This is a genomic window from Variovorax sp. OV329, assembly GCF_900114785.1.
Taxonomy (GTDB): domain Bacteria; phylum Pseudomonadota; class Gammaproteobacteria; order Burkholderiales; family Burkholderiaceae_C; genus Variovorax.
This window is the reverse complement of the sequence record NZ_FOUG01000003.1, coordinates 1-22,412: the sequence shown is the minus strand read 5'-3', so window position 1 is coordinate 22,412 and position 22,412 is coordinate 1. Positions and strand designations below refer to the sequence as shown.

Genomic DNA, 22,412 nt, shown 5'->3' with positions numbered 1-22,412 from the left:
CGCGCCTGCCCGTGCAAACCAACGTTTTCATGACAGCGTGCGACGCGTTGGGCAATTGCGACGCGCCGCACGCGACGCTTTGGGCGCGGCGCCCGGCGGTTTAAGCTGCGCGGTTCGATAATCCACGCATGGTCCGCCCTTCACAACAGCTACACACCTTCCGGGAGCCGGCGCCCACGCGCCCGGCGGCAACGGTACTGCTGCTTCGTGACGGGCCCGATGGGGTCGAGGTCCTGATGACCCGGCGCTCCGAAAGCGCCAGCTTCGCCCCCGGCGCCTACGTGTTTCCCGGCGGGGCCATCGACGACGCGGACGCCCATGCCCGCGCCATTTCCACCCGCCGCCGCACCCAGAGCCGGGTGCAGCTCATCCAGGCCATCACGGCGGTGCGCGAGACCTTCGAGGAACTTGGCGTGCTGCTCGCCCACCATGCCGACGGCACGCCCGTGAGCGCGGCCGAGGTGGCGGCCATGGACCGCAGCGGCGGCAACGCCTTCTCCTTCGTGGAGCAGTGCGCCGCCCGCGGCCTGCGCCTGGACACCGACCAGGTCTACACCCTGGCCCACTGGATCACCGACCGCGACCTGCCCAAGCGCTTCGACGTGCCCTTCATGGTGGCGCGCATGCCGGCCGACCAGGTGCCGGTGTCCGACGACGCCGAGCAGTTCGAACCGGTGTGGGTCCGCCCGTCGGACGCCCTGGCGCGCCATGCCAAGGGCCGCTTCCACATGATCTTCCCGACCCTGCGCACGCTCAAGCGGCTCACGGTTTTCTCCAGCGTCGATGCGGTGATCTCGCTGTGCGCCCAGGAAAAGCCCCTGTGGACCAGCTGCCCGCGCGGCGGCTTCCTGGGTGGCGAGGAAGTGCGCTACATGGAGCACGAGGCGCCCTTCGGCGAGCTGGCCCTGGTCAGCCCCGACGGCCAGCTGCTGCATGCGCTGGACTGGCAGCACGCCGAACCCGTGCCCCTGCTGAAGAACGTGCAGCGCCTCACGGCCGGCAATACCTCGGCCATGACCGGCCCGGGCACCAACAGCTACGTGGTGGGCGATGCCAGCACCGGCTACATCGTGATCGACCCCGGCCCGGCCGACTTCGACCACGTGGGGCGCCTGTGGCGCGCCACGAACGGCGACATCCGCATGATCGTGTGCACCCACTCGCATTCCGATCATTCGCCCGGGGCGCAGCCGCTGCAGGCGCTGTGCCCGCACAAGCCGCCCATCCTGGGCCTGCCCTCGGCGCCCACCGCCCGTCCGCCGGCGCGCTTCACGCCCGACCGCGCGCTGGAGCACGGCGAGCACCTGGTGCTCTTCGGCGCCGATGCCGCCAGCGGCGAGCCCGTCACCCACACCCTGCGCGTGGTCCACACGCCCGGCCACGCCGCCAACCACCTGTGCCTGGTGCTGGAGGAAGACGGCCTGATGTTCTCGGGCGACCACGTGCTCAATGGCAGCACCACGGTGGTCGATCCGCCGGACGGCAACATGAGCGAGTACCTCGAGTCCCTGGACCTGCTGGACGACGCCTGCGCCGAAGGCAACATCGAATTCATCCTGCCCGCGCACGGCCACGTGCTGGGCGACGCGCGCGGCGCCATCGCCAAGCTCAAGTCGCACCGCCTGCAGCGCGAATCCAAGATCGCGCGGGCCATGCGCAAGATGCCCGCCGGCACGCCGGAAGACTGGCTGGCCATTGCCTACGACGACGTGCCCCAGCAGCTTTGGCCGGTGGCGGCCCGCTCGCTGGCCGCGCACGTGGAACGCATCCGCGAGCTGGCCTCGCGGCCGGGCGCCCTGCCCTCCGCCCTCTCCACGCTATGAGCCGCGGCCCGGCCGCCTCCCCGCAGGGAGACCGCGCCGGCCTGCGAAACAACGAGCCCCGTTTCCCATGACCCCCCACGAGCCGCAGGAAGAAGGCATCCGCCTGGCCAAGCGCGTGGCCGCGCTGGCGAGCTGCTCGCGGCGCGAGGCCGAGCTGCTGATCGAGAACGGCGCCGTGCGCGTCGACGGCGGCATCGTGCTGCTACCGCAGTCGCGCGTGCTGCCGGCGCAGCAGGTGAGCATCGAGCCCGGCGCCCGCCCCGTCGCCGTGCCGCCCGTCACCCTGCTGCTGCACAAGCCGGCCGGGCTGCGCATGGAAGACGCCGCCGCCCTGCTGGTGCCGGCCAACCTGCATGCCGGGCCGCACGGCCGGCCGCTGCTGCCCCGCCACCTGAACGGCCAGCGCTGCATGACGCCGCTGGACGCGCAGGCCAGTGGCCTGGTGGTGTTCACGCAGGAGTGGCGGGTGGAGCGCAAGTTCGCCGAAGACGCCGACTTCATCGAGCACGAGCTGAACGTGGACGTGGCCGGCGAGGTCACGCCGCAGCAGCTCAGGCAGATCGATCGCGCGCCGGTCCGCGTGAGCATCGGCCGCCAGAGCGGCGGCAGCACCGGCCTGCGCATTGCCGTCAAGGGGCTGCTGCCAGGCCAGATCGCCCGCATGCTGGAGCCCGCGGGGCTGGCCATCGACGCCGTGCGGCGCATCCGCGTCGGGCGCGTGCCGCTGGCGGGACTGCCTCCCGGCCATTGGCGCTTCCTGCAGCCCAACGAACGGGTGTAGCCGCCACGGGCCGGTGCCCCGGGCCGCTCAGTTGCTGCTTCGCGTGCGCAGGCGGTCGAACAGCGCGGCCAGGATGATGAAGCCGCCCACGAAGCTGCCCTGCCAGAAGGTGCTGATGCCCAGCAGCGTGAGGCTGTTGCGGATCACCTCGATCAGGGCCGAGCCGATCACCGCGCCGAAGGCAGTGCCGGCGCCGCCGGCCAGGTTGGCACCGCCGATCACGGCGGCGGCGATCACCGTCAGTTCCATGCCCTGGCCCAGCCCCGTCGTGATGGTGCCCAGCCAGCCCACCTCGAGGATGCCGGCCAGGCCCGCGCACAGGCTGCAGAACATGTAGACGCTGAGCTTCATCGCGTTGACGGGCACCCCCGTCAGCGTGGCCGCGCGCTCGTTGCCGCCGATGGCGAACAGGTAGCGGCCCCAGCGGGTCCAGCGAAAGGCCAGTACGGCGAAGACCAGCAGCGCCAGCAGGACGATCACCGGGTTGGGGATGCGCACCGCCTCGGCCAGCAAGGGCAGCGGCAGGTCGAGGAAGCCGCCGCCCAGCGCCAGCAGGCGCGGCTGGTCGGGCCCGAACTCATAGACCATGCGGTTGCCCGACAGCACCATCGCCAGGCTGCGCGCGACCGACAGCATGCCCAGCGTCACGACGAAGGGTGGAACGCCCAGGTAGGCGATCAGCACGCCGTTGATCGCCCCCACCAGCAGCGACGCGCCCAGCGCCAGCGGCACCGCGATCCAGATCGAGGTGCCGGCATGCATCGTCATGCCGATCACCATGCCCGACAGCACCAGCACCGCGCCCACCGACAGGTCGATGCCGCCGGTGGCGATCACCGCCGTCATGCCGATCGCGATGATGGCCACGAAGGCGAAGTTGCGCGTGACGTTGAACAGGTTCTGCTGGGTCGCGAAGACGTCGCTGGAAAGGGCGAGGACGACGAAGGCCACCACCGCCGCGACCGACACCCAGAAGGTCTGCTGGCCCATCAGCCAGGCGAGCCAGTGGCGGTGCTCGCGGCGCGCTATCGACTCCAGCAGCGCGGCGTCCGGCTCCACGCGCAAGGCGGCATCCGCGGGAGGCGGAAACTCGGGCGGATCGGTGCGCTGCATCATGCGGCCTCGATGGCGCCGGTGATCAGTCCCGTCACCTCCTGCGGCGAGCTCTGGGCGATGGGCTTGTCGGCCACCTTGGTGCCGCGCCGCAGCACGACGATGCGGTCGGCCACCGCGAAGACATCGGGCATGCGGTGGCTGATCAGCACGACGGCAATGCCGTGCTCGCGCAGCCGCCGGATGAGGTTAAGCACTTCGGCCACCTGCCGCACGCTGATGGCCGCGGTAGGCTCGTCCATCAGCACGATCCGGGGCTCGGACAGGCGCGTGCGTGCGATCGCCACCGCCTGGCGCTGCCCGCCGGACATGTGCCGCACCAGGTCGCGCGGCCGGGTCTCGGATTTCAGTTCAGCGAAGAGCTCGCCCGCGCGCCGCGACATGGCGCGGAAGTTCAGGATGCGCAGCGGCCCCAGGCCTATCGTCAGCTCGCGGCCCAGGTACACGTTGTCGGCGGCGCTCAGGTTGTCGCACAGCGCCAGGTCCTGGTAGACGATCTCGATGCCCGCCGCCCGCGCATCGGTGGGCTTGTGGAAGGCCACCGGCCGGCCTTCCATGGCGATCGTGCCCGCGCTTTGCGGGTAGTTGCCCGCGATGATCTTCACCAGCGTCGACTTGCCGGCGCCGTTGTCGCCCATGAGCCCGACCACGGCGCCGGGCTCGAGCGAGAGCGAGACGCCGGTCAGGGCCTGGATGGCACCGAAGTGCTTGGAGACCCCGCTGAGTTCGAGCAGTGGCACGGGGTCTTCTTCTTGTCGTTCAGCCGTGCCGGCTTCCTACTTCGCCGGGCACTTGCCCAGGTTCGCGGGCGTGCATTCGTCCAGGCCGGTGAAGATCGGGTCGGTCACGGCCTTGCCGCCGATCAGGTCGATCAGCACGCCAGGCGCCCGCAGCCCCATCTCGTAGGGGCGCTGGCCGATCTGCGCATGGCTGCGCCCGGCCTTGAGCGCATCGAGCTGCGGCGGCAGGGTGTCGCCTGCAATGATGATCAGGTCCTTGGACTTGAGCCGGGGCATCACCTGATCGGTCACCTGGGCGTAGGCCTGCGGGCCGAACTGGGCCCAGCCGCCCACCAGGATGAAGGCGTCCAGCTTCGGGTTCTTGGTGAACACGTCGGCCATCTGCTGGTTGGCAAGGTCGATCTGGTCGTTGGTGAACAGCGGGCAGCCGGCGATCTCGGTCCAGCCGCCGTCGCCGGCCAGCTTGGCCACGCCCTTCTTGCCGCCGATGGTGTCGCGGAAGCCCGCCGCGCGGGCGTTGATGTTGTCGGCCGCCACGTTGCCCAGCTGCAGGCACACCGTGCCGCCCTTGGGCTTGAGTTCCTTGAGGTGCTTGGCCATCAGCACGCCCATGTCGTAGTTGTTGGTGCCCAGGTAGGTCTTGCGCAGCGACCGGTCGGCCGAGGCCAGGTCGGCGTCGATGGTCATGATGGGCATCTTCGGCGCCTTGGCCTTGAGCATGTTGGCCATGGCCGGCGCGTTCGACGGCGAGATGGCGATGCCGGCCACGCCCTTGTTGATCAGGTCCTCGACCATCTGCACCTCGCCCGCCTCGTCGGCGCTGGAGGCCGGGCCCGTGTACAGGCAGGTGTACTCGGAGCTCGGGTTGTCCTTGTTCCAGCGCGCGCAGCCATCGCCGAGCACCGTGAAGAAGGGGTTGTCCAGGCCCTTGACCACCACCGCGAGGGTCTTCTTCTGGGCCAGGGCCGGCGTGGCCGCCATGAGCGCGGCCATGACGACACCGGCCACCACGAGAAGTGACTTTTTCATCGAGTGTCTCCTTCGATTGACGAGTAGCCGGGCTGGCAACCCGATCACCGCAGGCTTCGCCGGTGCCGCCCCGCCTGGCTCGGCGACAGGTCAGGGCGCGGGGACTATACGGCTCGCCTTCGCCGCTGTCGATCCCGCGCTTCCCGATGCAAGTGCCAACTGCCGGTGTTGCAAGCCTAGAATTTCGCCGTGCTGTCCGGGCTTGTCGCCTGGCCTGGAGAGGATCCGGAACATGCACCGCTGGGGCATCCGAACGCTGTCCTTCGCCATGGCGCTCGCGTTGGCGGGGTTGGCCTGCGCGCAGCAGCCGGGCCTGCAGGAAATCTACGCACTCAACCGCCAAGCGGTCGGCCTGCTCGAGCAGGGCCGCTATGAGCAGGCCATCGCCACCGCCCGGCAGGCGGTGCAGCAGGCCGAGCGCACGCTCGGGCCGGACCACCCGGGCCTGGCCGCGGCCCTCACCAACCTGGGCCAGGCCTACCTTGCCGGTGGCCAATACAGCGAGGCCGAGGCGCCCATGCGGCGGGCCATCGAGATCGGCCAGTCGAGCTGGGGAATGGGCCCGGCCGACCTGGGCGCCCTGTACAACAACCTGGGAACGCTCTATGCCAAGCTCGGCCGCCTGCGCGACGCCGAGGCCAGCTACCGGCGCGCGCTCGGGCTGGAGGATCGCATCGGCACGCCGCACCTGTTCGTCGCCACCTGGCTGAACAACCTCGCGGTGCTCTACATCCGTGAGCAGCGCTACCAGGACGCCTGGACCCTGGCCGAGAAGAGCCTGGTGCTCATGCCCGAGCGGACCAGCGCCGACCCGGCTGTGGCCGAGACCTTCAGCCTGATGGGCTCGCTGCGCGAGCGCGAGGGCCAGTACGCCGACGCCCGCAAGCTGCTGCAGTGGGCCCTGGACATCCGCATCCGCGCCTACGGCGAGCAGCACCCGGTCACCGCGACCTCGCTGCACAACCTCGGCATGGTGCTGGAAAAGGGCGGCGAGCCCGCGCAGGCCGAGCCGCTGCTGCTGCGGGCGCTGGCGATCCGCGAGCGGCTGCCCGCCGATCACCCGGAGCTCGGGCAGAGCCTGGTCGACCTGGCGCTTCACTACCAGGCGGTGGGCAAGCCGCAACAGGCGCAGGCCTATTTCGAGCGCGCCTTCGTCAACCTGCGCGCGCGCCTGCAGCAGTACTTCGGGTTCATGAGCGAGGACGACCGGCTCCGCCTGCTGGACGACGTCGGCTACGCCTTCCCGGCGTACTTCGCCTTCGTGCTCAAGAACGCCCCGCAGCAGCCTGGCGCCGTGGGCACCATGTACGACCTGGTGCTGCTGCGCAAGGGAATGGTCGCCATCAGCATCCGAGCCCTGCAGGAGGACATCGCCCGCGAAGGAGATGCCCAGGCCCTCGAACTGGCCCGGCAGCTTCGCGAACGGCGCACGCTGATGTCCAACCTGCAGCGGCGCGGCATCACCGGCGAGGCGATCGAGCGCCTGGCCTCGGAGTCGGCCGATCTGGAGCGACAGCTGGCGCGCCGCTCCGCCAGCTTCGCATCGCGCCAGCAAGCCACGCAAAGCCGCTGGCAGGCCGTGCGCGACGCCCTGGGCCCCGGCGACGCGGCGGTCGAATACGTGGTCTTCGATCTGCCCGCGCCGCGTGCCGGCAGCCGCAGCGTCGTGGCGCTGGTGCTGCGGCGCGCCGACACGCTCCCGCGCCTGGTCGAGCTCGGCGATGGGCAGGTGCTGTCCGCCGCGCTGCAGGACTATCGCCGCCGTGCCGGCCTGGACCGCCAGCCACCACCGCCGGCCGCGAGCACGCGAGGCTTCGCCGAAGCCATGTGGAAGCCGCTGCTGCCGGCCTTGGGCGGCGCGCGGCGCGTCTACCTGGCCGCGGACGACGTGCTCAACCAGGTTGCCTGGGCGGCGGTCAGCGACGGCGATGCGCTGCTGATCGAACAAGTGGAACTGCGCCTGCTCTCCAGCACGCGCGAGCTCGCGGCACCACGGCAGCCCGATGCGGCCGCCCGCACGGCCGTGCTGGCGGGCAACATCGACTTCGGCTCCTCGAAGGACGGACGCGACGCGTTCTCACCACTGCCGGGCACGCGGGACGAGGTCGCGGCACTGGCGCGTCTGCTGGGCGACGCATCGTGGCAGGTCACGACGCTGGAAGGAGCGCACGCCAGCGAGCGCCGCCTCAAGGCCGTGCGGCATCCGCGCGTGCTGCACGTCGCCAGCCACGGCTTCTTCGAGCGCCGCGGCACGGGCACTATCGCGCTCGAAGACCCGATGCTGCGCTCCGGCCTGGCGCTGGCCGGCGCGAATACCCATGGCGGCCCGGGCGAGGCCGGCGCGGACGAGGACGGCGTCCTGACGGCGCTGGAAGCCTCCGCGCTCGACCTGCGCGGCACCGAACTGGTTGTGCTGAGCGCCTGCGAGACCGGCCTCGGCCAGATCTACCAGGGCGAAGGCGTGTTCGGCTTGCGGCGCGCCTTCGAGCAGGCGGGCGCCCAGAGTGTGATGATGAGCATGTGGAAGGTCCCTGACGAGCAGACACGCTCCCTGATGACCCTGTTCTACGGCAAGTGGCTTGCAGGCGTGGACAAGCATCAGGCCTTGCGCGATGCGCAGCTCGAGCTGCGCCGGCAGGTCATCCGGGACTGGGGCCGCGACCGTCCGCAGCTGTGGGCGGCCTTCATACTTTTGGGCCCCTGACGGCCCTGGAGGGCGCAGCATGAGAGCTCCCACCTTGTTGCTGTCGGCGGCGCTGCTGGGCGCTTGCGCAACGACGCTCCATGCGCAGACCAGCTACACCGACCCGGAGCAGCGCTACACCTTGCAGGTGCCCGCCGGCTGGCGGGTCGAACCGCAGGGCGGCGGCGTGTCCCTGGTGAACGGGCCGGCCTACGCCAGCGTCATCCGCGTCAGCGGGCGCGGCGCGCCCAAGAGCCTGGTCGAGGCACTGGCCCAGCGCTTCCCGTCGCAGTGGCAGGGCTTTGCCGGCAGCAGCGCCGGCGACACGCAGTTCGGCGGCAAGCCGGGCGCCTATGGCTGGTTCACCGGCACCAATCCACTCGGCATTGAAGCAGTGCTGAAGTTGGTCGCCACGGTCGACGGCGAGTCGGGCTACGCCATGATGATCTCCTCGCCCCGCAGCGACTTCCCGAAGTACAAGCAGGACCTCGAGAAGATCGAGGCCGGCTTTCGCCTGACGACCCCGGGAGCGCGCAAGTGAACTGGAGCCCGATGCTGGCCGTGGTCGTCGTGCTGTCGCTGGTTGTCTGGAGTGCCTGCTATTTCGCGGGCTCGCCGCTCAATGCTGCGGAGACGGTCGTGGTCGTGGGGCTGTGCGCCCTCCTGGCCTGGCTGGCCGGCGCGGCCTGGGGCCGGCTGCACAAGGTCAAGGACGGCGCCGCGAAGCCGGCCCGTCCCGCGCGGAAGCGGAAGAAGTGACGCACCGGGCGCAAGGGCATATTGGGCTGCGCATGAACAAGCTGCTGCTGTCGCCGTTGATCTCCATCGCGCTGGCGTGCGCCGCGACGCAGGCGCACGCCCAGGCGCTGGTGTGCAACGCCGACCGGCCTGTCGCACAGGTCGGCGAATCGGTCGAGCTAAGAGTGTTCGGCTCGGACAAGGCGCCTGCATGGGAGGTGTCGGCGGGCAGGCTCGAGGGCAGCGGACCCCGCGCGCAATGGCATCTTCCAGACAGCACGGGAAAGCTGAGCGCCAGTGTCACCGCCCCAGGCCAGGCGCCTTGCACCCTGTCCATCTTCGTCGTGGGCTCTGCGCGCACGCCCTCGCCTGCCCCGGCCCCGCCGCCAACCACCGCGCGCGAAACCGGCACGCTCTGGCTGGTGCGCGGGCAGCAGGAGCCCGCGGGCTACGGGCTGTACAGCTACTTCCTGCTCGGCTCGGCGCCGGACGGCAAGTCGCGTGAACGCGTGCTCGCAGCCATCGAAGCCTTCCTGGCCCTGTCGCCGTCGCTGGCCAGCCTGGACGAGTTGCTCGAGCGCAGCCAGCTGAACGCCAACCACATGCCGGTGGACGCGCCGCCGCCTTCGGCCAGGCCGAGCGCGCAATGGGTGCTGGAACACTACGACCATGCCCGCGCCCGCAGCATCCTCGCCCGCATCGACGCTTCGCTGCGCCAGGGCCCCTACCTGGTCTCGATGGGTGCACCGGCCGGATCCCGTGCGCCCCTTGCCGGTCCCATGCTCCGACAGGACCTGTCGGCCGTGCCGCCGCATCTGGTGGGCGACTGGTACCGGCTGTTCCTCAACCAGGCCGCGCAGGAGCGCGACTGGGACAAGGGACAAACCTTGCAGGAAGTGGGCGTGAGGATGCGCACCGTCATCGGCGTCCTGGCCCTGGGCCTGCCCGACGTGCAGGCCGGCGTGACGCGCTGGGTGCAGTGGGGCAAGTGAGACGCGAACGCTTGGCCGACGGCGACGCCGGCGCGGCGATACTGCGGCAGATCCGGGAGCGACCTTGTCGAGAAGCAATGCGTTTTCCATTCTGCTGACCGCCCTGGCATCCGCTTGCACCGGGCCGGTGCTCGCCGGCGACTACCCACCCGTCACATGCGACGCGCGGGCAGCCTATGCGGGGCGTCCACTGCGGGCCGCGGTGGACATCGACGTTCCCACGCCCGCCATTCCCGATAGCCCGCTGGACCCGGGAACCGCCCGACGCCTGGACGACGCATTCACGCTGACCCAGGGCGCCGCACGCGCGCCCACGATGACGGCAGCCGTCGCCATTCCGGGCAAGGGCGAGTGGCAGCGCAACGCAGCACCCGCGGGCACGCCACCCGTCTGGTTCTGGGCAAGCGTCGGCAAGACCATGACCGCAGTCGTCGTCCTGCAGCTTGCGGAGGAAGGCAAGCTGTCGCTCGACGACAAGGTGTCGCGCTGGATCCGTGACGTGCCCAATGGGGATGTGGCCACCGTTCGCGACCTGCTGGCCCATACCTCGGGCCTCTTCAGCGCCAACGAGGACCTGCCGGCACGTGCGGACCCTCGCTATCGCCCGCCATCGGAGACATTGACCATCGCCAGACGGCATGGCGCGATGTTCTGCCCGGGCGCCAACTGGCGCTACTCCAACACGGGCTACGACCTGCTCGGAGAGATCATCGCCAGGCTGGATGGCCGGCCGTTCGAGCAGTCGATTGCCGCGCGGATCATCCAGCCGCTCGCGCTTCGCTCGATGCGCGCCCTGGTGCCAGGTAGCGATGCAGACGGCGTGGCGCCGCTGCAAAGCGCCCGGGAACGCCCGATCGATCCCAGTTGGACGGGGGCTGCGGGCGCCATCGTTGCCGACGCGGCCGACATGGCTCGCTTCTGGGCCGCGTTGATGGAGGGGCGCCTCGTTCCGCGCAAGACGGTCGAGGCGATGTTCGGCACGCTCTATCCGATGTTCGACCCCGGCACCTTCTACGGCCTGGGCGTCATGGCCTTCGATGTGCCCGACAAGGACCGGCAGCTTCTCTGGCTCGGCCATGCGGGCGGGACGCCGGGTGCCAGCGCGGTCCTTGCCTATTCGCCCGCCGACAACGCCATCGTCGCCGTCGCGCTGACTGGCGACGGCCCCGCAGTTGCCGTCGCGAACCAGTTGCTGAAGGCGGTGCGCGCCGCGCCCTGAAGGCGGCGCCATGCGCCCTGCCGGCCCGGTCGGCCGGAAGGGCAGGAAGAAAGTGTGGAGCGCGCCTGTACGCCGGATTCTGTGCACCGGGGTTGCCCCCGGCGTGACCGCCATTACTCTGGGCCGCCGGTCGCCCGGACGGCTCGATGCCACCTACCCGCCAGCTCAGCGGAACCACCTCGATACTGGCCTACTTGGTGTTGCTGCGCGCAGAGATTGCCCGTTTCACCCCCGATGGCTTGCGCCCCCGGGACTCGTCTCTGTTGCTCTGATCCTCACCTCACGGTGGAGAGCCGTTAGCTCCTGCGCTGTCCTATGCAGTCCGGACGTTCCTCCAGTGCGCTCTTTCGAGACTTGCACCAGCGGCGGTCCGGCGTGCTCCACGGCAGGGATTATCCCCAATCAAGGGGAGACCTGGGTTTGGCCCGGGGCCAAGGCCCTCCTACACTCCCGCCCGGAGAAGAGAAAAGCAAACACCCAAGAGGTGTGCGACATGGAGCGAGGACAAAAATTGAACGCGAGCCAAGAGATCGTGGCGCACCCCGTGCGCTTTCATGGCCAGGAAGGCCAGTATTTCCGCATCTGGATCGTCAATGTGCTGCTGAGCATCCTGACCCTGGGGCTGTACACCCCTTGGGCCCGGCGGCGCACGGTGCAGTACTTCTTCCAGAACACCGAGATGGCGGAGGGCAGCTTCGAGTTCGCCGCGCCCATCCGGCGCATGCTGGTGGGCTTCCTGCTCTTCGGCGGGCTGTACCTGGCGGTGGAGTTGGCGGGCCACTCGGACGACCGCACGGCGCGGCTGGTGGGCAACCTGGCCATGGCGGTGATCGTGCTGGCCAGCCCATGGCTGTGGGCCAGCGCGATGCGCTTCCGGTTCAGGCACACGCGCTGGCGCGGCCTGCGCCTGGTGTTCGCGCCGCGCCTCACCGCGCTCTACGTGGCCAGCTGGCCGCTGCTGGCGCTGGCGGTGCTGGCGGTCTGCCTGGTGTTCAGCTCGTCCAGCGCGCTGCGCTACGGGCGCGTCGCGGTCATCGGGCTGCCGCTGCTCATCCTGCTGCTCGGCTTTTTGTGCCTGGCGCTGCTGCAGTTCAACTATTCGCGCCTGCTGGTGCTGGAAACGCGCATCGGCAACGAAGCCGGCCGCTGGAAGGTGGAGCGCGGGCCCTACCTCGGCATCGCGCTGCAGGCCATCGGCATCGCGGTGCTGCTGGGCTGCGTGATCGGCGCGGTGTCCGCGATCATCCTGGCCGGCTACACCCTGGGCATGCGCAACCTGCGCGGCTCGATCATGCTCGGCCTGGCCATTGGCGCTTCGGGCTGGCTGATGTGCATCGTGCCCGCCATGGCCTGGCGCGAGGCACGCACCTTCCAGCTGGTGTGGAACAACACCGGCATCAGCCAGTTGGCGCGCTTTCGCTGCGACCTGCGAATCGGCTCCTTCGTGGGCCTGCGGGTGCGCAACGCCATCCTGACCCTGGTCACGCTCGGGCTGTACCGGCCCTTTGCGCGGGTGAAGGTCTACCGCATGAAGTGCGAGTCGGTCACGGTGCACCTGCGCGGCGGCACCGAGGCACTGGTGGGCCAGCTGGTGCGCCAGCAGGACGAAGGCGGCTTCTCCGACGCGCTGGCCGACGGCCTGGGCCTGGACATGGTCGGCGCCTGACGCCCATGGACGCCACCCTGCGCGGCCGCTGGTTCGACGGGCGCAGCAGCCAGGCGCGCCCCGTGCTGCTTCGCCTGGCCGGCGACGGCCGCGGACGCGCCAGCCTCCGGCTGCACCCGCTCGATGTCTCGGGCGCGCCGACTCTGCAACTGGGGCCGGGCCGCTTCGAATGGCCCGACACCTGGGAGCCCGGCAGTGCCTCGCCGCGGCTGACGGTGGACCTGGGCACGCACGGCAGCCTGGACGTGGAAGGCCGCGCCTGGCATGACGCACTCGCCGCCTGCGGCACGCGCGCCAGCATTGCCCAGCGGCTGCAGCGGCGCTGGCGGCTGATTCTGGTCGCGCTGCTGGCCACCGCGCTCATCGTCTGGGCCTTCGGCCGCTGGGGCACGCCCTGGCTCGCCGGCCAGCTGGCGCGCCACGCGCCGCTGGAATGGGAACTGCAAATCTCGCGCGAGGCCCTGGCCCAACTCGACAGCCAGGGCACCCTGCGCCCCAGCAAGCTGCCGCGCGAAAGGCAGGCGCAGCTGCAGGCCGCGTTCAAGGCCCTGCAGGCGCAGGTGCCGCCCACGCTGCAGCCGGATGCGCGCTACGCGCCGCCGATCAGCCTGCAGTTCCGCGGCGGCCTGGGCGCCAACGCCTTCGCCCTGCCCGGCGGCACCCTGGTGATCACCGACGACATGGTGGCGCTGGCCGGCAAGCAGGGGCTGGACGACCAGGCGCTGATCGGCGTGCTGGCCCACGAGCTGGGCCATGTGCTGCACCGGCACGGCACCCGGCGGGTGATCGAGCTGAGCGTGCTCAACGTGGGCATGGCGCTGGTGCTGGGCGACGTCTCGGGCGTGGTCACCACCGGCGGCACGCTGGTGGCGGGCCTGGCCTACAGCCGCGACCACGAGCGCGAGGCCGACTGCTTCGCCATCGCGCTGATGCAGGCCACGGGCCGTCCGCTGGCGCCGATGGCCGACCTGCTGCTGGCGGCCGAGCGCAGCCAGTCCAAGGCCGCGGGCGGCGGACCGGGCATCGACTGGCTCAGCACCCACCCCGACACTGCCGTGCGCGCCGAGGCGATGAAGGCCGGCAAGGCACCGGCCTGCAAGCGCCCCTAGCCATTCGGCGCCCACAAGCGGCGCCGCCTTGGCCACAATGCCGGCTTCCGACGACCCAAATCGACGCGCAACCCAAGGAGCACCCGGCCATGAAAGCCCAGAACGTTCTCGACACCATCGGCGGCACGCCGCACATCCGCTACCAGCGCCTGTTCAAGGGCGCCACGCAGCAGGTCTGGATCAAGTCCGAGCGGGCCAACCCGGGCGGCTCCATCAAGGACCGCATCGCGCTGTCGATGGTGGAAGACGCCGAGCGCAGCGGCGCGCTGAAGCCTGGCGGCACCATCGTCGAGCCCACCTCGGGCAACACCGGCGTGGGACTGGCCATGGTGGCTGCGGTGAAGGGCTACAAGCTGATCCTGGTGATGCCCGACAGCATGTCGGTGGAGCGCCGCCGCCTGATGCTGGCCTACGGCGCCACCTTCGAGCTGACGCCGCGCGAGAAGGGCATGAAGGCCTCCATCGCCCGCGCCGAGGAAATCGTCGCCTCCACACCCGGCGCCTGGATGCCGCAGCAGTTCAACAACCCGGCCAACATCGAAGTGCACGTGCGCACCACGGCCGAGGAAATCGCGGCCGACTTCCCCGAGGGCGTGGACGTGCTCATCACCGGCGTGGGCACCGGCGGCCACATCACCGGCTGCGCGCAGGTGCTCAAGAAGAAGTGGCCCAGGCTGAAGGTGTTCGCGGTGGAGCCCACCGCCTCGCCGGTGATCTCGGGCGGCCAGCCCTCGCCGCACCCGATCCAGGGCATCGGCGCCGGCTTCATCCCCAAGAACCTGGACACCGCGCTGCTCGACGGCGTGATCCAGGTCGAGGCCGAGGCGGCCCGCGAAATGGCGCGCCGCTGCGCCCGCGAGGAAGGGGTGCTGGTGGGCATTTCCTCCGGGGCCACGCTGCAGGCCATCGCGCAAAAACTGTCGGAGCTGCCCGCCGATGCGGTGGTGCTGGGCTTCAACTACGACACGGGCGAGCGCTACCTCTCGGTGGACGGATTCCTGCCGGCCTGAGGCCCGCCGCCCGAAAAAGTAAAATCGCGGATTCTTCTTTCACGAACTGCCCGATCGAAACGGGCCGCTTCGCCATGATCCGCGTCTCCGAACTCAAGCTCCCGCTCGACCACGCGCCCGAGGCCCTGCTGCAGGCTCTGGCGGGAAAGCTGGGCGTCGCCCCATCCGACATCGTCTCGCACAAGGTCTACAAGCGCAGCTTCGATGCGCGCAAGGCCGAATTGCTGCAGGTCTACATCGTCGACGTGCAACTGGCCGACGAGACGCGCGAAGCCGCCGTGCTGGCCGCGAACAAGCCGCATCTGCAGAGCGCACCCGACATGGCCTACCGCTTTCCTGGCCACGCGGGCGGCGCGGAGCTGTCCCGGCCCGTGGTGGTGGGCTTCGGCCCCTGCGGCATCTTCGCCGCGCTGCTGCTGGCGCAGATGGGCCTGAAGCCCATCGTGCTGGAGCGCGGCAAGGCGGTGCGCGAACGCACCAAGGACACCTGGGACCTGTGGCGCAAGAAGGTGCTGGACCCCGAATCGAACGTGCAGTTCGGCGAGGGCGGCGCCGGCACATTCTCCGACGGCAAGCTCTACAGCCAGATCAAGGACCCGCGATTCCTCAGCCGCAAGGTGCTGGAGGAATTCGTCAAGGCCGGCGCGCCCGAAGAGATTCTTTGGGAAGCCCATCCGCACATCGGCACCTTCCGCCTGGTGAAGATGGTGGAGAACATGCGCGCCGACATCGAGGCGCTGGGCGGCGAGATCCGCTTCTCGCACAAGGTGACGGACATCCACGTCGAGGACGGCCACCTGCGCGGCCTGTCGGTGCACAACCAGGCCAGCGGCGAGACCTACGAGCTGCGCTGCGACCACGCGGTGATCGCGCTGGGCCACAGCGCCCGCGACAGCTTCACCATGCTGCATTCGCGCGGCGCGCCCATCGAGGCCAAGCCCTTCTCCATCGGCTTCCGCGCCGAGCATCCGCAGGGCCTGATCGACCGCGCCCGCTGGGGCCGGCATGCAGGGCATCCGGCGCTGGGCGCGGCCGAGTACCGCCTCGTGCACCACGCGAGCAACGGCCGCTCGGTCTACAGCTTCTGCATGTGCCCCGGCGGCACGGTGGTGGCCGCCACCAGCGAGCCCAACCGCGTGGTGACCAACGGCATGAGCCAGTACTCGCGCAACGAGCGCAATGCCAACGCCGGCATCGTGGTGGGCATCGACGTCGGCGACTATCCGACCGAATACCAGCACCTGGACCTGCCGCCGGACCTGCTGGAACAGGCGCAGGGCAAGCCGCATCCGCTGGCGGGCATCGAGCTGCAGCGCCGGCTGGAATCCGCTGCCTTCGTGCTGGGCGGCAGCGATTACTGCGCGCCGGGCCAACTGGTGGGCGACTTCGTGGCCGGCACCCCGTCGAAGGAGTTCGGCGAGGTGCAGCCCAGCTACAAGCCCGGCGTGCTGCTGGGCGACCTGCACGGCGCCCTGCCCGCTTACGCCATCGAGGCGATGCGCGAGGCCTTCCCGGCCTTTGGCCGCAAGATCCCCGGCTTCGACCGGCACGACGCGGTGCTGACGGGCGTGGAGACGCGCACCTCGTCGCCCATCCGCATCGCGCGCGACAGCCAGACGCTGCAGTGCCCCGGCCTCGCGGGCCTGTACCCGGCGGGTGAAGGCGGTGGCTACGCGGGCGGCATCTTGTCGGCCGGCGTGGACGGCATCAAGGTGGCCGAAGCCGTCGCGCGGCAGATGCTGGGCATCGGCGCGGAGGCCGTGGCATGAACGCGCCCATGAACTTTCCGCGCCCCACGAAGGCGCAGTTCGCCCAGGGCATCGCCGCCATGGTGGCGGTGGTGCTGGCTTCCAACTACCTGGTGCAGTTCCCCATCAACGACTGGCTCACCTGGGGCGCCTTCAGCTACCCGGTGGCTTACCTGGTGAGCGACCTCATCAACCGGCGCTTCGGCCCCGGCCTGGCGCGCCGCGTGGCGTGGCTGGGCTTTGCCGTCGCGGTGGCAGCGTCGCTGGCGCTGGCGCCGGCGCGCATCGCGGCTGCCTCCGGCCTGGCTTTCATCGCCTCGCAGCTGCTGGACATCGGCATCTTCGACCGCCTGCGCCGCGGCACCTGGTGGCGCGCGCCGCTGGTGGCCACGGTGATCGCGGCGGTGCTCGACAGCATCGTGTTCTGGGGCATTGCCTTCGCGGGCACCGAGGGCCCGTGGATCACCTGGGCGCTGGGCGACCTGGGCGTGAAGCTGGCCGTGGGCGTGTTCATGCTGCTGCCCTTTCGCCTTTTCATCGGCCGCGCTGCTGCGACTGCAGCGGCCGGCAAGCACCATCCGGCGCAAGCCTGAGACTTTCCATTTCCTGACCTGACACCCCTGGACCGAGATGACGACCGACGCCACCGACAACGCCGTGACCACGACGACGCCTGAAGAAGCCGCGCCCGCCACCGAGCCCGCGACCCACGAAGGCGGCGCCGCGCGCAAGCCGCGCCGCCGCGGCGGACGGAACAACAACAACAGGGGCGGCAGGCCCGAAGGCCAGGCGCAAGCCGCCCAGGGCAAAGACAACAGCAAGGCGCCCGCTGCCAACAAGGGCGGCGGCGACAAGCAGCAGCAACAACAGCGCAAGCCGCCGCACCCGGCGCTGGAGAAGCTCTTCGAGCTGTACCCCGGTTTGTTCGGCGCGCGCTTTTTGCCGCTCAAGCGCGGCGTGTACGAAGAGCTGGTGGAGCGTCACCCTGACGCTTTCAAGCCCGAGGAACTGAAGCTGGCCATGGGCCTGCATGCCCGCTCCACCCGATATTTGGAGTCGGTGGCCGCCGGCCATCCGCGCCACGACCTGGAAGGAAACGTGGTGGAGGCGATGGCGCCCGAGCACGTGCACCACGCCATCCTGGAACTGCACCGCCGCCGTCTGCAGCGCACGCCCGAGGACGCGCAGCCGGCGCTGCGCGAGCAGACCGTAGCGCGCATCGCCCGCGCCATCGAGGCATCGGAGCTGCCGCGCGAGGACTACGCGGTGCTGGTGCGCTCGCGCGATGCCGACATCAACGCCATCGTCGACGACGCGCTGGCCAGCCTGGCGGCGCAGACCGCCAAGGCCGAAGCCTTGCTGCGCGCCTTCGAGGCCAGCGGCAAGACCGAGCAGGAGTTTGCCGACATGTACGGCATGAACCCTGGCGAGGTGGCGCGCACGCTCAAGCGCGCACGCGCGGCGCGCTGACGCTTCTCGGCCAGTGACGCGCGTCGCTTGAGTGAGTCAGTCAGTGCAACGCGCGTCGCATTGATTCGAGCGCCTCGTCCACGGCCAACATGCGGCGCTGGGTCTCGGCATTGATGCAAGTGACCAGCGCCCGGAGCTCGGCGGGCTCGACGTGAAGCTCTTCGGGCGCGTGGATGCAGTGCGGCGACAGGAAGCTTTGCAGGCATTCGAAGGCGAGGAGCGTGTCGCGCAGGTGCTGCAGTTTGTCGAGTGCGTTGATGGAGGCGGTTCGGGCCTTGCGGTCGTTCGTGGGCGGCTCGGCTGTAGTTGCTTGCATCTTGCTGCGATCGACGGCCTGGCGTTTGGCGGACTTTGAACCGACGGGCTTGCGCTTGAGCGCGGAAGAAGACTTGGCCATATAGGGCCTCCCTGTGTTTCTGTTTGCACAAGCCGGCTACCTCGCTTGCGAGGGGCACCGGCGCAATCGAAGAAACCACAGATCGCTGAGGTTTCCACCGTACAAAGTTCACACGGGCTTCCAATCCCGATCGCATCGTTGAGGACGCGACCGGCGAAGTATGCCAGCGTCTAGAGAGGCCGATGAAAGCAGATGGATGGTGGACGCGGCACCCGCTAACCGCCTTCTAGCCAATCTCCGCTTCAGACTGGCTGCGGAAGTTCGCGGCAGTGCAGCCAATAGACTGCTTCGGGCAGTAGGGCGGTCATTTCAAGCGAGCTGCGTGCACCAGCGAGCAAAAACTGCCCGTAGGCCAATATCATCCCCGCGCATCTGGGGTAAAAACGCGGGTCGCGCGGGAGGTGACGAGCCTCAAGGTTTCGGACGATTTCCCAGGGAAGATCGCACTGTGTCACTGGCGCTAGCGGCTCCGGGTTGACAGACGGAAGGGAGAGTAACCCGGAGCTGCTCGTCATCCGGGATCTGTACTCCTCACCCAGGCTGCCATCTGCTTTGCGCGTGCGGCAATTGCGTCAGCCAAATCGTAACCACCGACTGACGGCCACATGGTCCCTTCCAATCGGCCGTAGGTCTGCTGTGCCCAAGTAGTGACCACTCGATGCCAGTCGCGGTGATTCTCCCGAAGCCATTTGGCAGACCCGTTCTTTCGCTCCGCCTCTAAAGCGTTTCGCAGATGCTTCGCGAGTTCGGTCCTCGCCGATTGCACCTTGCCCCGAGCGTGCATGTTCATCTCGTAGGTCGATAGGGGCACGTCCTTGTACACGGTGGCCCATATGACGGCCGCCACCGCTTCAATCCATTGCTGTACCGAGTCCAGGGCACGGGCGCATGTCTCGGCGTCCACGACTAAGCGGGGCGCTGCTTCATGCGCGAGGATGTGACGCAGGCGAAACGCTTCACCGATGTTTGTCGCGAGTACATCAACGTCCACGACTAGTCGTGGGGCGTTATCCGGGTCGTCCCGCTGGTATGGAGAGACAGCGCGAGCGAGAGCCTCCTTTAGGTCAAAGCCCAGGATTCTGGTAAGCCATGACATGAGGTCTGTGACCGAATTGCAGGGCGCCGCATGAGCCACGAGTTCCCCGAAGGTAGCCGTCTTACCACTGATCCAACCCAGGGCCTCTTTCAATGTGAACCGCTCTGTGATCGACTCTGCCGCCCGCCCTCTAAGCGCTTCATCGTGATCGACCAATTCGACCAAGGTGCCCCGATACCAAGTCTGAAGCGCTGCAACGGCCGAAACGATGGCGTGCCTATGGAGCTCGTTATTCCCACTCCCGATGAATCCGCGCACAACGCGGAGTCGATCCATGGCGTCGGACTGCGCCAGCCGCCACTGGCCCCATAAGATTCGAGACCGCATTTCCCCGATCTCGTTATGCGCGTTGCCAAGTTGTCGAGTTGTCGAGTTGTCGAGTTGTCGAGTTGTCATTGTGAAATTTTGCTGTGGGTCTCTGTGGCGGAGGATAGCTCTCTTGCACATGCGGCGATCCATTCCGAGAGGTCCATGGATAACTGTGCGTTCATCCAGTGGCGCTGCCTATCGTCCGGCCTCGATGCGCCGCTGTGGCAGGATGCCGCACAACAATATCAACCTCGTTGATGCCGATGCTGCCTGCGCAACTCAAGAACCTTAGCGAAGCACTGCTCGCGCAAGCGTGCGCCGATCGATGGCCGGAGACGCTCACGCTCGAATTCAAGCGAGATTTGCCCGGCACAGGCGACAAGGAAAAGGGAGAACTGTGCAAGGACGTCAGCGCGATGGCGAATGCCGATGGCGGCGACATTGTGTACGGAATCGCCGAGGACAACGGCGCTGCAGATGCTCTTGTGCCGATAACGGCCGAAGGGGCGGACAGCGCGAAGCGCCGGCTTGGCCAAGTTCTGGCCGGCGTAGAGCCGCGCATCAACGGACTGCAGTTGCAGGAGGTTGCGATTGCTGCGGGCGGGTACGCACTGGTGATTCGTGTGCCCGCATCCTTCGATGGTCCTCATCGCTTTGGATCGCGCTTTGTTGCCCGGACTGGAACTCACATCATGGACCTAACATACGACCAGTTGCGCAGCGCGTTCGGGCGTCGCGCAAGCATTGAGACCAGCGTGAAGGCGTTCATTGCTGAGCGGCGCGAGATGATCAACCAAGGACAGACGCGGGCCGACCTTCGGGGTGAGCCGGCAACCATGGTCCACCTAGTGCCCTTGTCGAGTTTCACCGGCCGCGGCGGGCTCAACCTGCAACAAATGGAGTCGGATTTTCTAACGCTGAGATTCAGTGACTGGGGAGGCGCGGGCTTTTCGCGGAACCTCGATGGTGTCCTTGTGGCTCCCGGCGGAGACCGTTGTGTGACGTATGTCCAAGCATTTCGGAATGGAGCATTTGAGTGCGTGCGCTACGCCAGGGCGATCAATGTCCCGGACGGCAAGAAATGGATATGGGCGGGCGGCGTTACCGCGTACATCCGAGAAGCGTTTCAGAAGCTGATTGCTGCAGCGAAGAACCAGGGCGCCACGGGGCCTGCAGTGTTCGCAGTCTCACTTCACCGGGTAGGCGGTTTCACTTGGATGGTGAGCGACGCCTACAACATGCAGCACGCGGCGGTCGCTGACAGACCCGAACTCCACCTGCCCGATGTCCTGCTTGAGAACGTCGAAGACGTGCCGGATTGCGATGTGGTGCTCCGGCCGCTTCTGGACGTTCTCTGGCAGTGCTTCGATGTCGAACGGTGCCGCGAGTACAACGCCAGCGGGAAGTGGACGCCAAGGTAGGCAGGGCAAGGGCAAGTCGAGCATGAGCACTATCGGTCCGGAGGGCCGCTCCTTTAAGTCGATCGCGCCGGAAGACCTCGCGCGTCTTCTCAAGATCGCCCGTGACGACATTGCGGACTACTTCCGCCGATACCCGGCGAAGTGGGGCAACTTCTATCGGGACCGGCTGCTAGGGATCGCGCTTTGCCAAGGTGCGGCTGATCACTACTGCGGCAAGCGAAATGGCATTCAAGACTTCGACGTCTACGCCTTCTTCGCCGAGCACCCAGAGCAAACGTGGTACGCAAAGCGGAAAGTTGTGCGGGACTTCGGAGACGCAAAGTTCGGGCAGTCGCAGAGTCGTCCTGCCTTCGTGGGCCGGCGGGTGGACCTACTAAGCAGGGGCTTGCCCGCCCAACCTGGGGACGACTTCGAGCACGTGCTTTGCTCATGGCTCTCAAGCGGCGCCACGGACTCCGCTAAGTTGCTGGCCCAAAAGTCCGCAGTGATCTTGGCGCCCGAGGAGCGGCTAGGCTTCATCATCTGGCCCAGGCCCGCCGAGTGATCTGTTACGCGACCCGCCGCCCCTTGGTCATGCTGCGGCATTGCATGCAGTAGGTCCTTGACGGTGGTAGAAGACGGCGGGACTCTACGGGATGACGATGCAGTTGTCGTGGCCGAGTCAGCCAAAGAAGCGATTCACGCCAGCAGTGGCGACAAATTGGGAACGCCTGCAGGCCCGCCCCGCCTACCAGACCCGCCATGGCGGTGCAGGAAAGCGCGGCCAGTTCCCAGGGCGTCCCGACGATTCCGGCACCTGACATCCGCCCGTGAACGGCGTGATTTCCGCCGGTCCATTTCGATGGTCCATGTGGAGGGCCGTTTCGCGGGCCACTAACCATACATACGTCGTGACTCGTCGTAACGCAGCGGTGGACCCTAACTCGACTTCTGACCTTGCCAACCGGAGTGGGCGACGGAAATGACAGGAAAGGTAAGCGTCCGGCCAACCCATCTTGATTCCCGCCGGCGGGCCTAGGAGCATCGTGTTCACTACTCCACTTATTTCTTGGCGGACACGTGAACACT

Annotated in this window: 20 protein-coding genes and 1 other RNA gene; 15 read left to right on the top strand and 6 right to left on the bottom strand. The window is 68.4% G+C overall.

Annotation, left to right across the window (positions count from 1 at the left end; all coding sequences use genetic code 11):
- The first annotated feature begins 128 nt into the window (after positions 1-128).
- Both BM345_RS05255 and BM345_RS05250 read left to right on the top strand, forming a co-directional pair.
- Positions 129-1,823, top strand: coding sequence for an MBL fold metallo-hydrolase (locus BM345_RS05255; protein ID WP_093376305.1), 1,695 nt, complete (start codon positions 129-131; stop codon positions 1,821-1,823).
- Between the two features lie 67 nt (positions 1,824-1,890).
- Positions 1,891-2,604: an RNA pseudouridine synthase gene (locus BM345_RS05250; RefSeq protein WP_093376303.1), complete on the top strand. Its 714-nt coding sequence runs from the start codon at positions 1,891-1,893 to the stop codon at positions 2,602-2,604.
- Between the two features lie 27 nt (positions 2,605-2,631).
- On the opposite strand, the gene BM345_RS05245 is transcribed toward BM345_RS05250, so the two are convergent.
- The 3 genes from BM345_RS05245 to BM345_RS05235 are packed head-to-tail and all read right to left on the bottom strand — an operon-like array spanning position 2,632 to position 5,486.
- Positions 2,632-3,720 (bottom strand): ABC transporter permease, encoded by a 1,089-nt coding sequence (locus BM345_RS05245; RefSeq protein WP_254789572.1) that lies wholly within the window; start codon positions 3,718-3,720, stop codon positions 2,632-2,634.
- A complete protein-coding gene (locus tag BM345_RS05240; RefSeq protein WP_093376299.1) occupies positions 3,717-4,457 on the bottom strand; it encodes an ATP-binding cassette domain-containing protein in 741 nt (246 codons plus the stop codon). The genes BM345_RS05245 and BM345_RS05240 overlap by 4 nt, the downstream gene beginning before the upstream one ends.
- 36 nt (positions 4,458-4,493) lie before the next feature.
- Positions 4,494-5,486 (bottom strand): substrate-binding domain-containing protein, encoded by a 993-nt coding sequence (locus BM345_RS05235; RefSeq protein WP_093376297.1) that lies wholly within the window; start codon positions 5,484-5,486, stop codon positions 4,494-4,496.
- 232 nt (positions 5,487-5,718) lie between these two features.
- Between BM345_RS05235 and BM345_RS05230 the strand changes: the two genes are divergently transcribed.
- The 5 genes from BM345_RS05230 to BM345_RS05210 all read left to right on the top strand — a co-directional run bounded on the left by BM345_RS05230 (position 5,719) and on the right by BM345_RS05210 (position 11,118).
- A complete protein-coding gene (locus tag BM345_RS05230; RefSeq protein WP_175544912.1) occupies positions 5,719-8,190 on the top strand; it encodes a CHAT domain-containing tetratricopeptide repeat protein in 2,472 nt (823 codons plus the stop codon).
- Between the two features lie 19 nt (positions 8,191-8,209).
- Positions 8,210-8,710, top strand: a complete 501-nt coding sequence (locus tag BM345_RS05225; RefSeq protein ID WP_139237469.1) for a hypothetical protein — start codon at positions 8,210-8,212, stop codon at positions 8,708-8,710.
- Entirely contained in the window at positions 8,707-8,928 is a 222-nt protein-coding gene (locus tag BM345_RS05220) for a hypothetical protein (protein WP_139237468.1), read from the top strand. The genes BM345_RS05225 and BM345_RS05220 overlap by 4 nt, the downstream gene beginning before the upstream one ends.
- Positions 8,929-8,960: 32 nt before the next feature.
- A complete protein-coding gene (locus BM345_RS05215) occupies positions 8,961-9,899 on the top strand; it encodes a hypothetical protein (protein ID WP_093376289.1) in 939 nt (312 codons plus the stop codon).
- Between the two features lie 64 nt (positions 9,900-9,963).
- Entirely contained in the window at positions 9,964-11,118 is a 1,155-nt protein-coding gene (locus BM345_RS05210) for a serine hydrolase domain-containing protein (protein WP_139237467.1), read from the top strand.
- A gap of 52 nt (positions 11,119-11,170) precedes the next feature.
- Here the strand turns inward: BM345_RS05210 and rnpB are convergent.
- Positions 11,171-11,500, bottom strand: an RNA gene (gene rnpB, locus BM345_RS05205) — RNase P RNA component class A.
- Positions 11,501-11,629: 129 nt separating this feature from the next.
- Here rnpB and BM345_RS05200 point away from each other — a divergent pair.
- The 6 genes from BM345_RS05200 to BM345_RS05175 all read left to right on the top strand — a co-directional run bounded on the left by BM345_RS05200 (position 11,630) and on the right by BM345_RS05175 (position 18,121).
- Complete coding sequence (locus tag BM345_RS05200; RefSeq protein ID WP_175544911.1) at positions 11,630-12,784, top strand: YjgN family protein; 1,155 nt, start codon at positions 11,630-11,632, stop codon at positions 12,782-12,784.
- Positions 12,785-12,789: 5 nt separating this feature from the next.
- Positions 12,790-13,893 carry a M48 family metallopeptidase gene (locus tag BM345_RS05195; protein WP_093376283.1) on the top strand — a complete coding sequence of 368 codons (1,104 nt, stop codon included), beginning with the start codon at positions 12,790-12,792 and terminating at the stop codon, positions 13,891-13,893.
- A gap of 89 nt (positions 13,894-13,982) precedes the next feature.
- On the top strand, positions 13,983-14,903 hold the full coding sequence (cysK, locus tag BM345_RS05190; protein ID WP_093376280.1) for a cysteine synthase A: 921 nt from the start codon (positions 13,983-13,985) through the stop codon (positions 14,901-14,903).
- Positions 14,904-14,977: 74 nt separating this feature from the next.
- A complete protein-coding gene (locus BM345_RS05185) occupies positions 14,978-16,672 on the top strand; it encodes an NAD(P)/FAD-dependent oxidoreductase (RefSeq protein ID WP_093376278.1) in 1,695 nt (564 codons plus the stop codon).
- An 8-nt stretch (positions 16,673-16,680) separates the two neighbouring features.
- A complete protein-coding gene (locus BM345_RS05180; protein WP_175544910.1) occupies positions 16,681-17,244 on the top strand; it encodes a VUT family protein in 564 nt (187 codons plus the stop codon).
- 37 nt (positions 17,245-17,281) lie between these two features.
- Entirely contained in the window at positions 17,282-18,121 is an 840-nt protein-coding gene (locus BM345_RS05175) for a ProQ/FINO family protein (RefSeq protein WP_093376274.1), read from the top strand.
- Between the two features lie 40 nt (positions 18,122-18,161).
- Here BM345_RS05175 and BM345_RS05170 read toward each other — a convergent pair whose 3' ends face one another.
- Both BM345_RS05170 and BM345_RS29625 read right to left on the bottom strand, forming a co-directional pair.
- Complete coding sequence (locus BM345_RS05170; protein ID WP_093376272.1) at positions 18,162-18,518, bottom strand: hypothetical protein; 357 nt, start codon at positions 18,516-18,518, stop codon at positions 18,162-18,164.
- Between the two features lie 511 nt (positions 18,519-19,029).
- A complete protein-coding gene (locus BM345_RS29625) occupies positions 19,030-19,509 on the bottom strand; it encodes a lysozyme inhibitor LprI family protein (protein ID WP_139237466.1) in 480 nt (159 codons plus the stop codon).
- A 671-nt stretch (positions 19,510-20,180) separates the two neighbouring features.
- On the opposite strand from BM345_RS29625, the gene BM345_RS05160 reads away from it, so the two are divergent.
- Both BM345_RS05160 and BM345_RS05155 read left to right on the top strand, forming a co-directional pair.
- Positions 20,181-21,344, top strand: coding sequence for an ATP-binding protein (locus BM345_RS05160; protein WP_093376268.1), 1,164 nt, complete (start codon positions 20,181-20,183; stop codon positions 21,342-21,344).
- A 22-nt stretch (positions 21,345-21,366) separates the two neighbouring features.
- Positions 21,367-21,888: a hypothetical protein gene (locus BM345_RS05155; protein WP_093376266.1), complete on the top strand. Its 522-nt coding sequence runs from the start codon at positions 21,367-21,369 to the stop codon at positions 21,886-21,888.
- Positions 21,889-22,412 lie beyond the last annotated feature (524 nt).

What these genes read in the sequence shown, in the direction of transcription:
- BM345_RS05225 (WP_139237469.1), top strand. Translation starts at nt 8,210, where the DNA reads ATGAGAGCTCCCACCTTGTTGCTGTCGGCGGCGCTGCTGGGCGCTTGC.
- BM345_RS05255 (WP_093376305.1), top strand. Translation starts at nt 129, where the DNA reads ATGGTCCGCCCTTCACAACAGCTACACACCTTCCGGGAGCCGGCGCCC.
- BM345_RS05180 (WP_175544910.1), top strand. Translation starts at nt 16,681, where the DNA reads ATGAACTTTCCGCGCCCCACGAAGGCGCAGTTCGCCCAGGGCATCGCC.
- BM345_RS05230 (WP_175544912.1), top strand. Translation starts at nt 5,719, where the DNA reads ATGCACCGCTGGGGCATCCGAACGCTGTCCTTCGCCATGGCGCTCGCG.
- BM345_RS05175 (WP_093376274.1), top strand. Translation starts at nt 17,282, where the DNA reads ATGACGACCGACGCCACCGACAACGCCGTGACCACGACGACGCCTGAA.
- BM345_RS05185 (WP_093376278.1), top strand. Translation starts at nt 14,978, where the DNA reads ATGATCCGCGTCTCCGAACTCAAGCTCCCGCTCGACCACGCGCCCGAG.
- BM345_RS05195 (WP_093376283.1), top strand. Translation starts at nt 12,790, where the DNA reads ATGGACGCCACCCTGCGCGGCCGCTGGTTCGACGGGCGCAGCAGCCAG.
- BM345_RS05155 (WP_093376266.1), top strand. Translation starts at nt 21,367, where the DNA reads ATGAGCACTATCGGTCCGGAGGGCCGCTCCTTTAAGTCGATCGCGCCG.
- BM345_RS05245 (WP_254789572.1), bottom strand. Translation starts at nt 3,720, where the DNA reads ATGATGCAGCGCACCGATCCGCCCGAGTTTCCGCCTCCCGCGGATGCC.
- BM345_RS05215 (WP_093376289.1), top strand. Translation starts at nt 8,961, where the DNA reads ATGAACAAGCTGCTGCTGTCGCCGTTGATCTCCATCGCGCTGGCGTGC.
- BM345_RS05160 (WP_093376268.1), top strand. Translation starts at nt 20,181, where the DNA reads ATGCCGATGCTGCCTGCGCAACTCAAGAACCTTAGCGAAGCACTGCTC.
- BM345_RS05235 (WP_093376297.1), bottom strand. Translation starts at nt 5,486, where the DNA reads ATGAAAAAGTCACTTCTCGTGGTGGCCGGTGTCGTCATGGCCGCGCTC.
- BM345_RS05170 (WP_093376272.1), bottom strand. Translation starts at nt 18,518, where the DNA reads ATGGCCAAGTCTTCTTCCGCGCTCAAGCGCAAGCCCGTCGGTTCAAAG.
- BM345_RS05250 (WP_093376303.1), top strand. Translation starts at nt 1,891, where the DNA reads ATGACCCCCCACGAGCCGCAGGAAGAAGGCATCCGCCTGGCCAAGCGC.
- cysK (WP_093376280.1), top strand. Translation starts at nt 13,983, where the DNA reads ATGAAAGCCCAGAACGTTCTCGACACCATCGGCGGCACGCCGCACATC.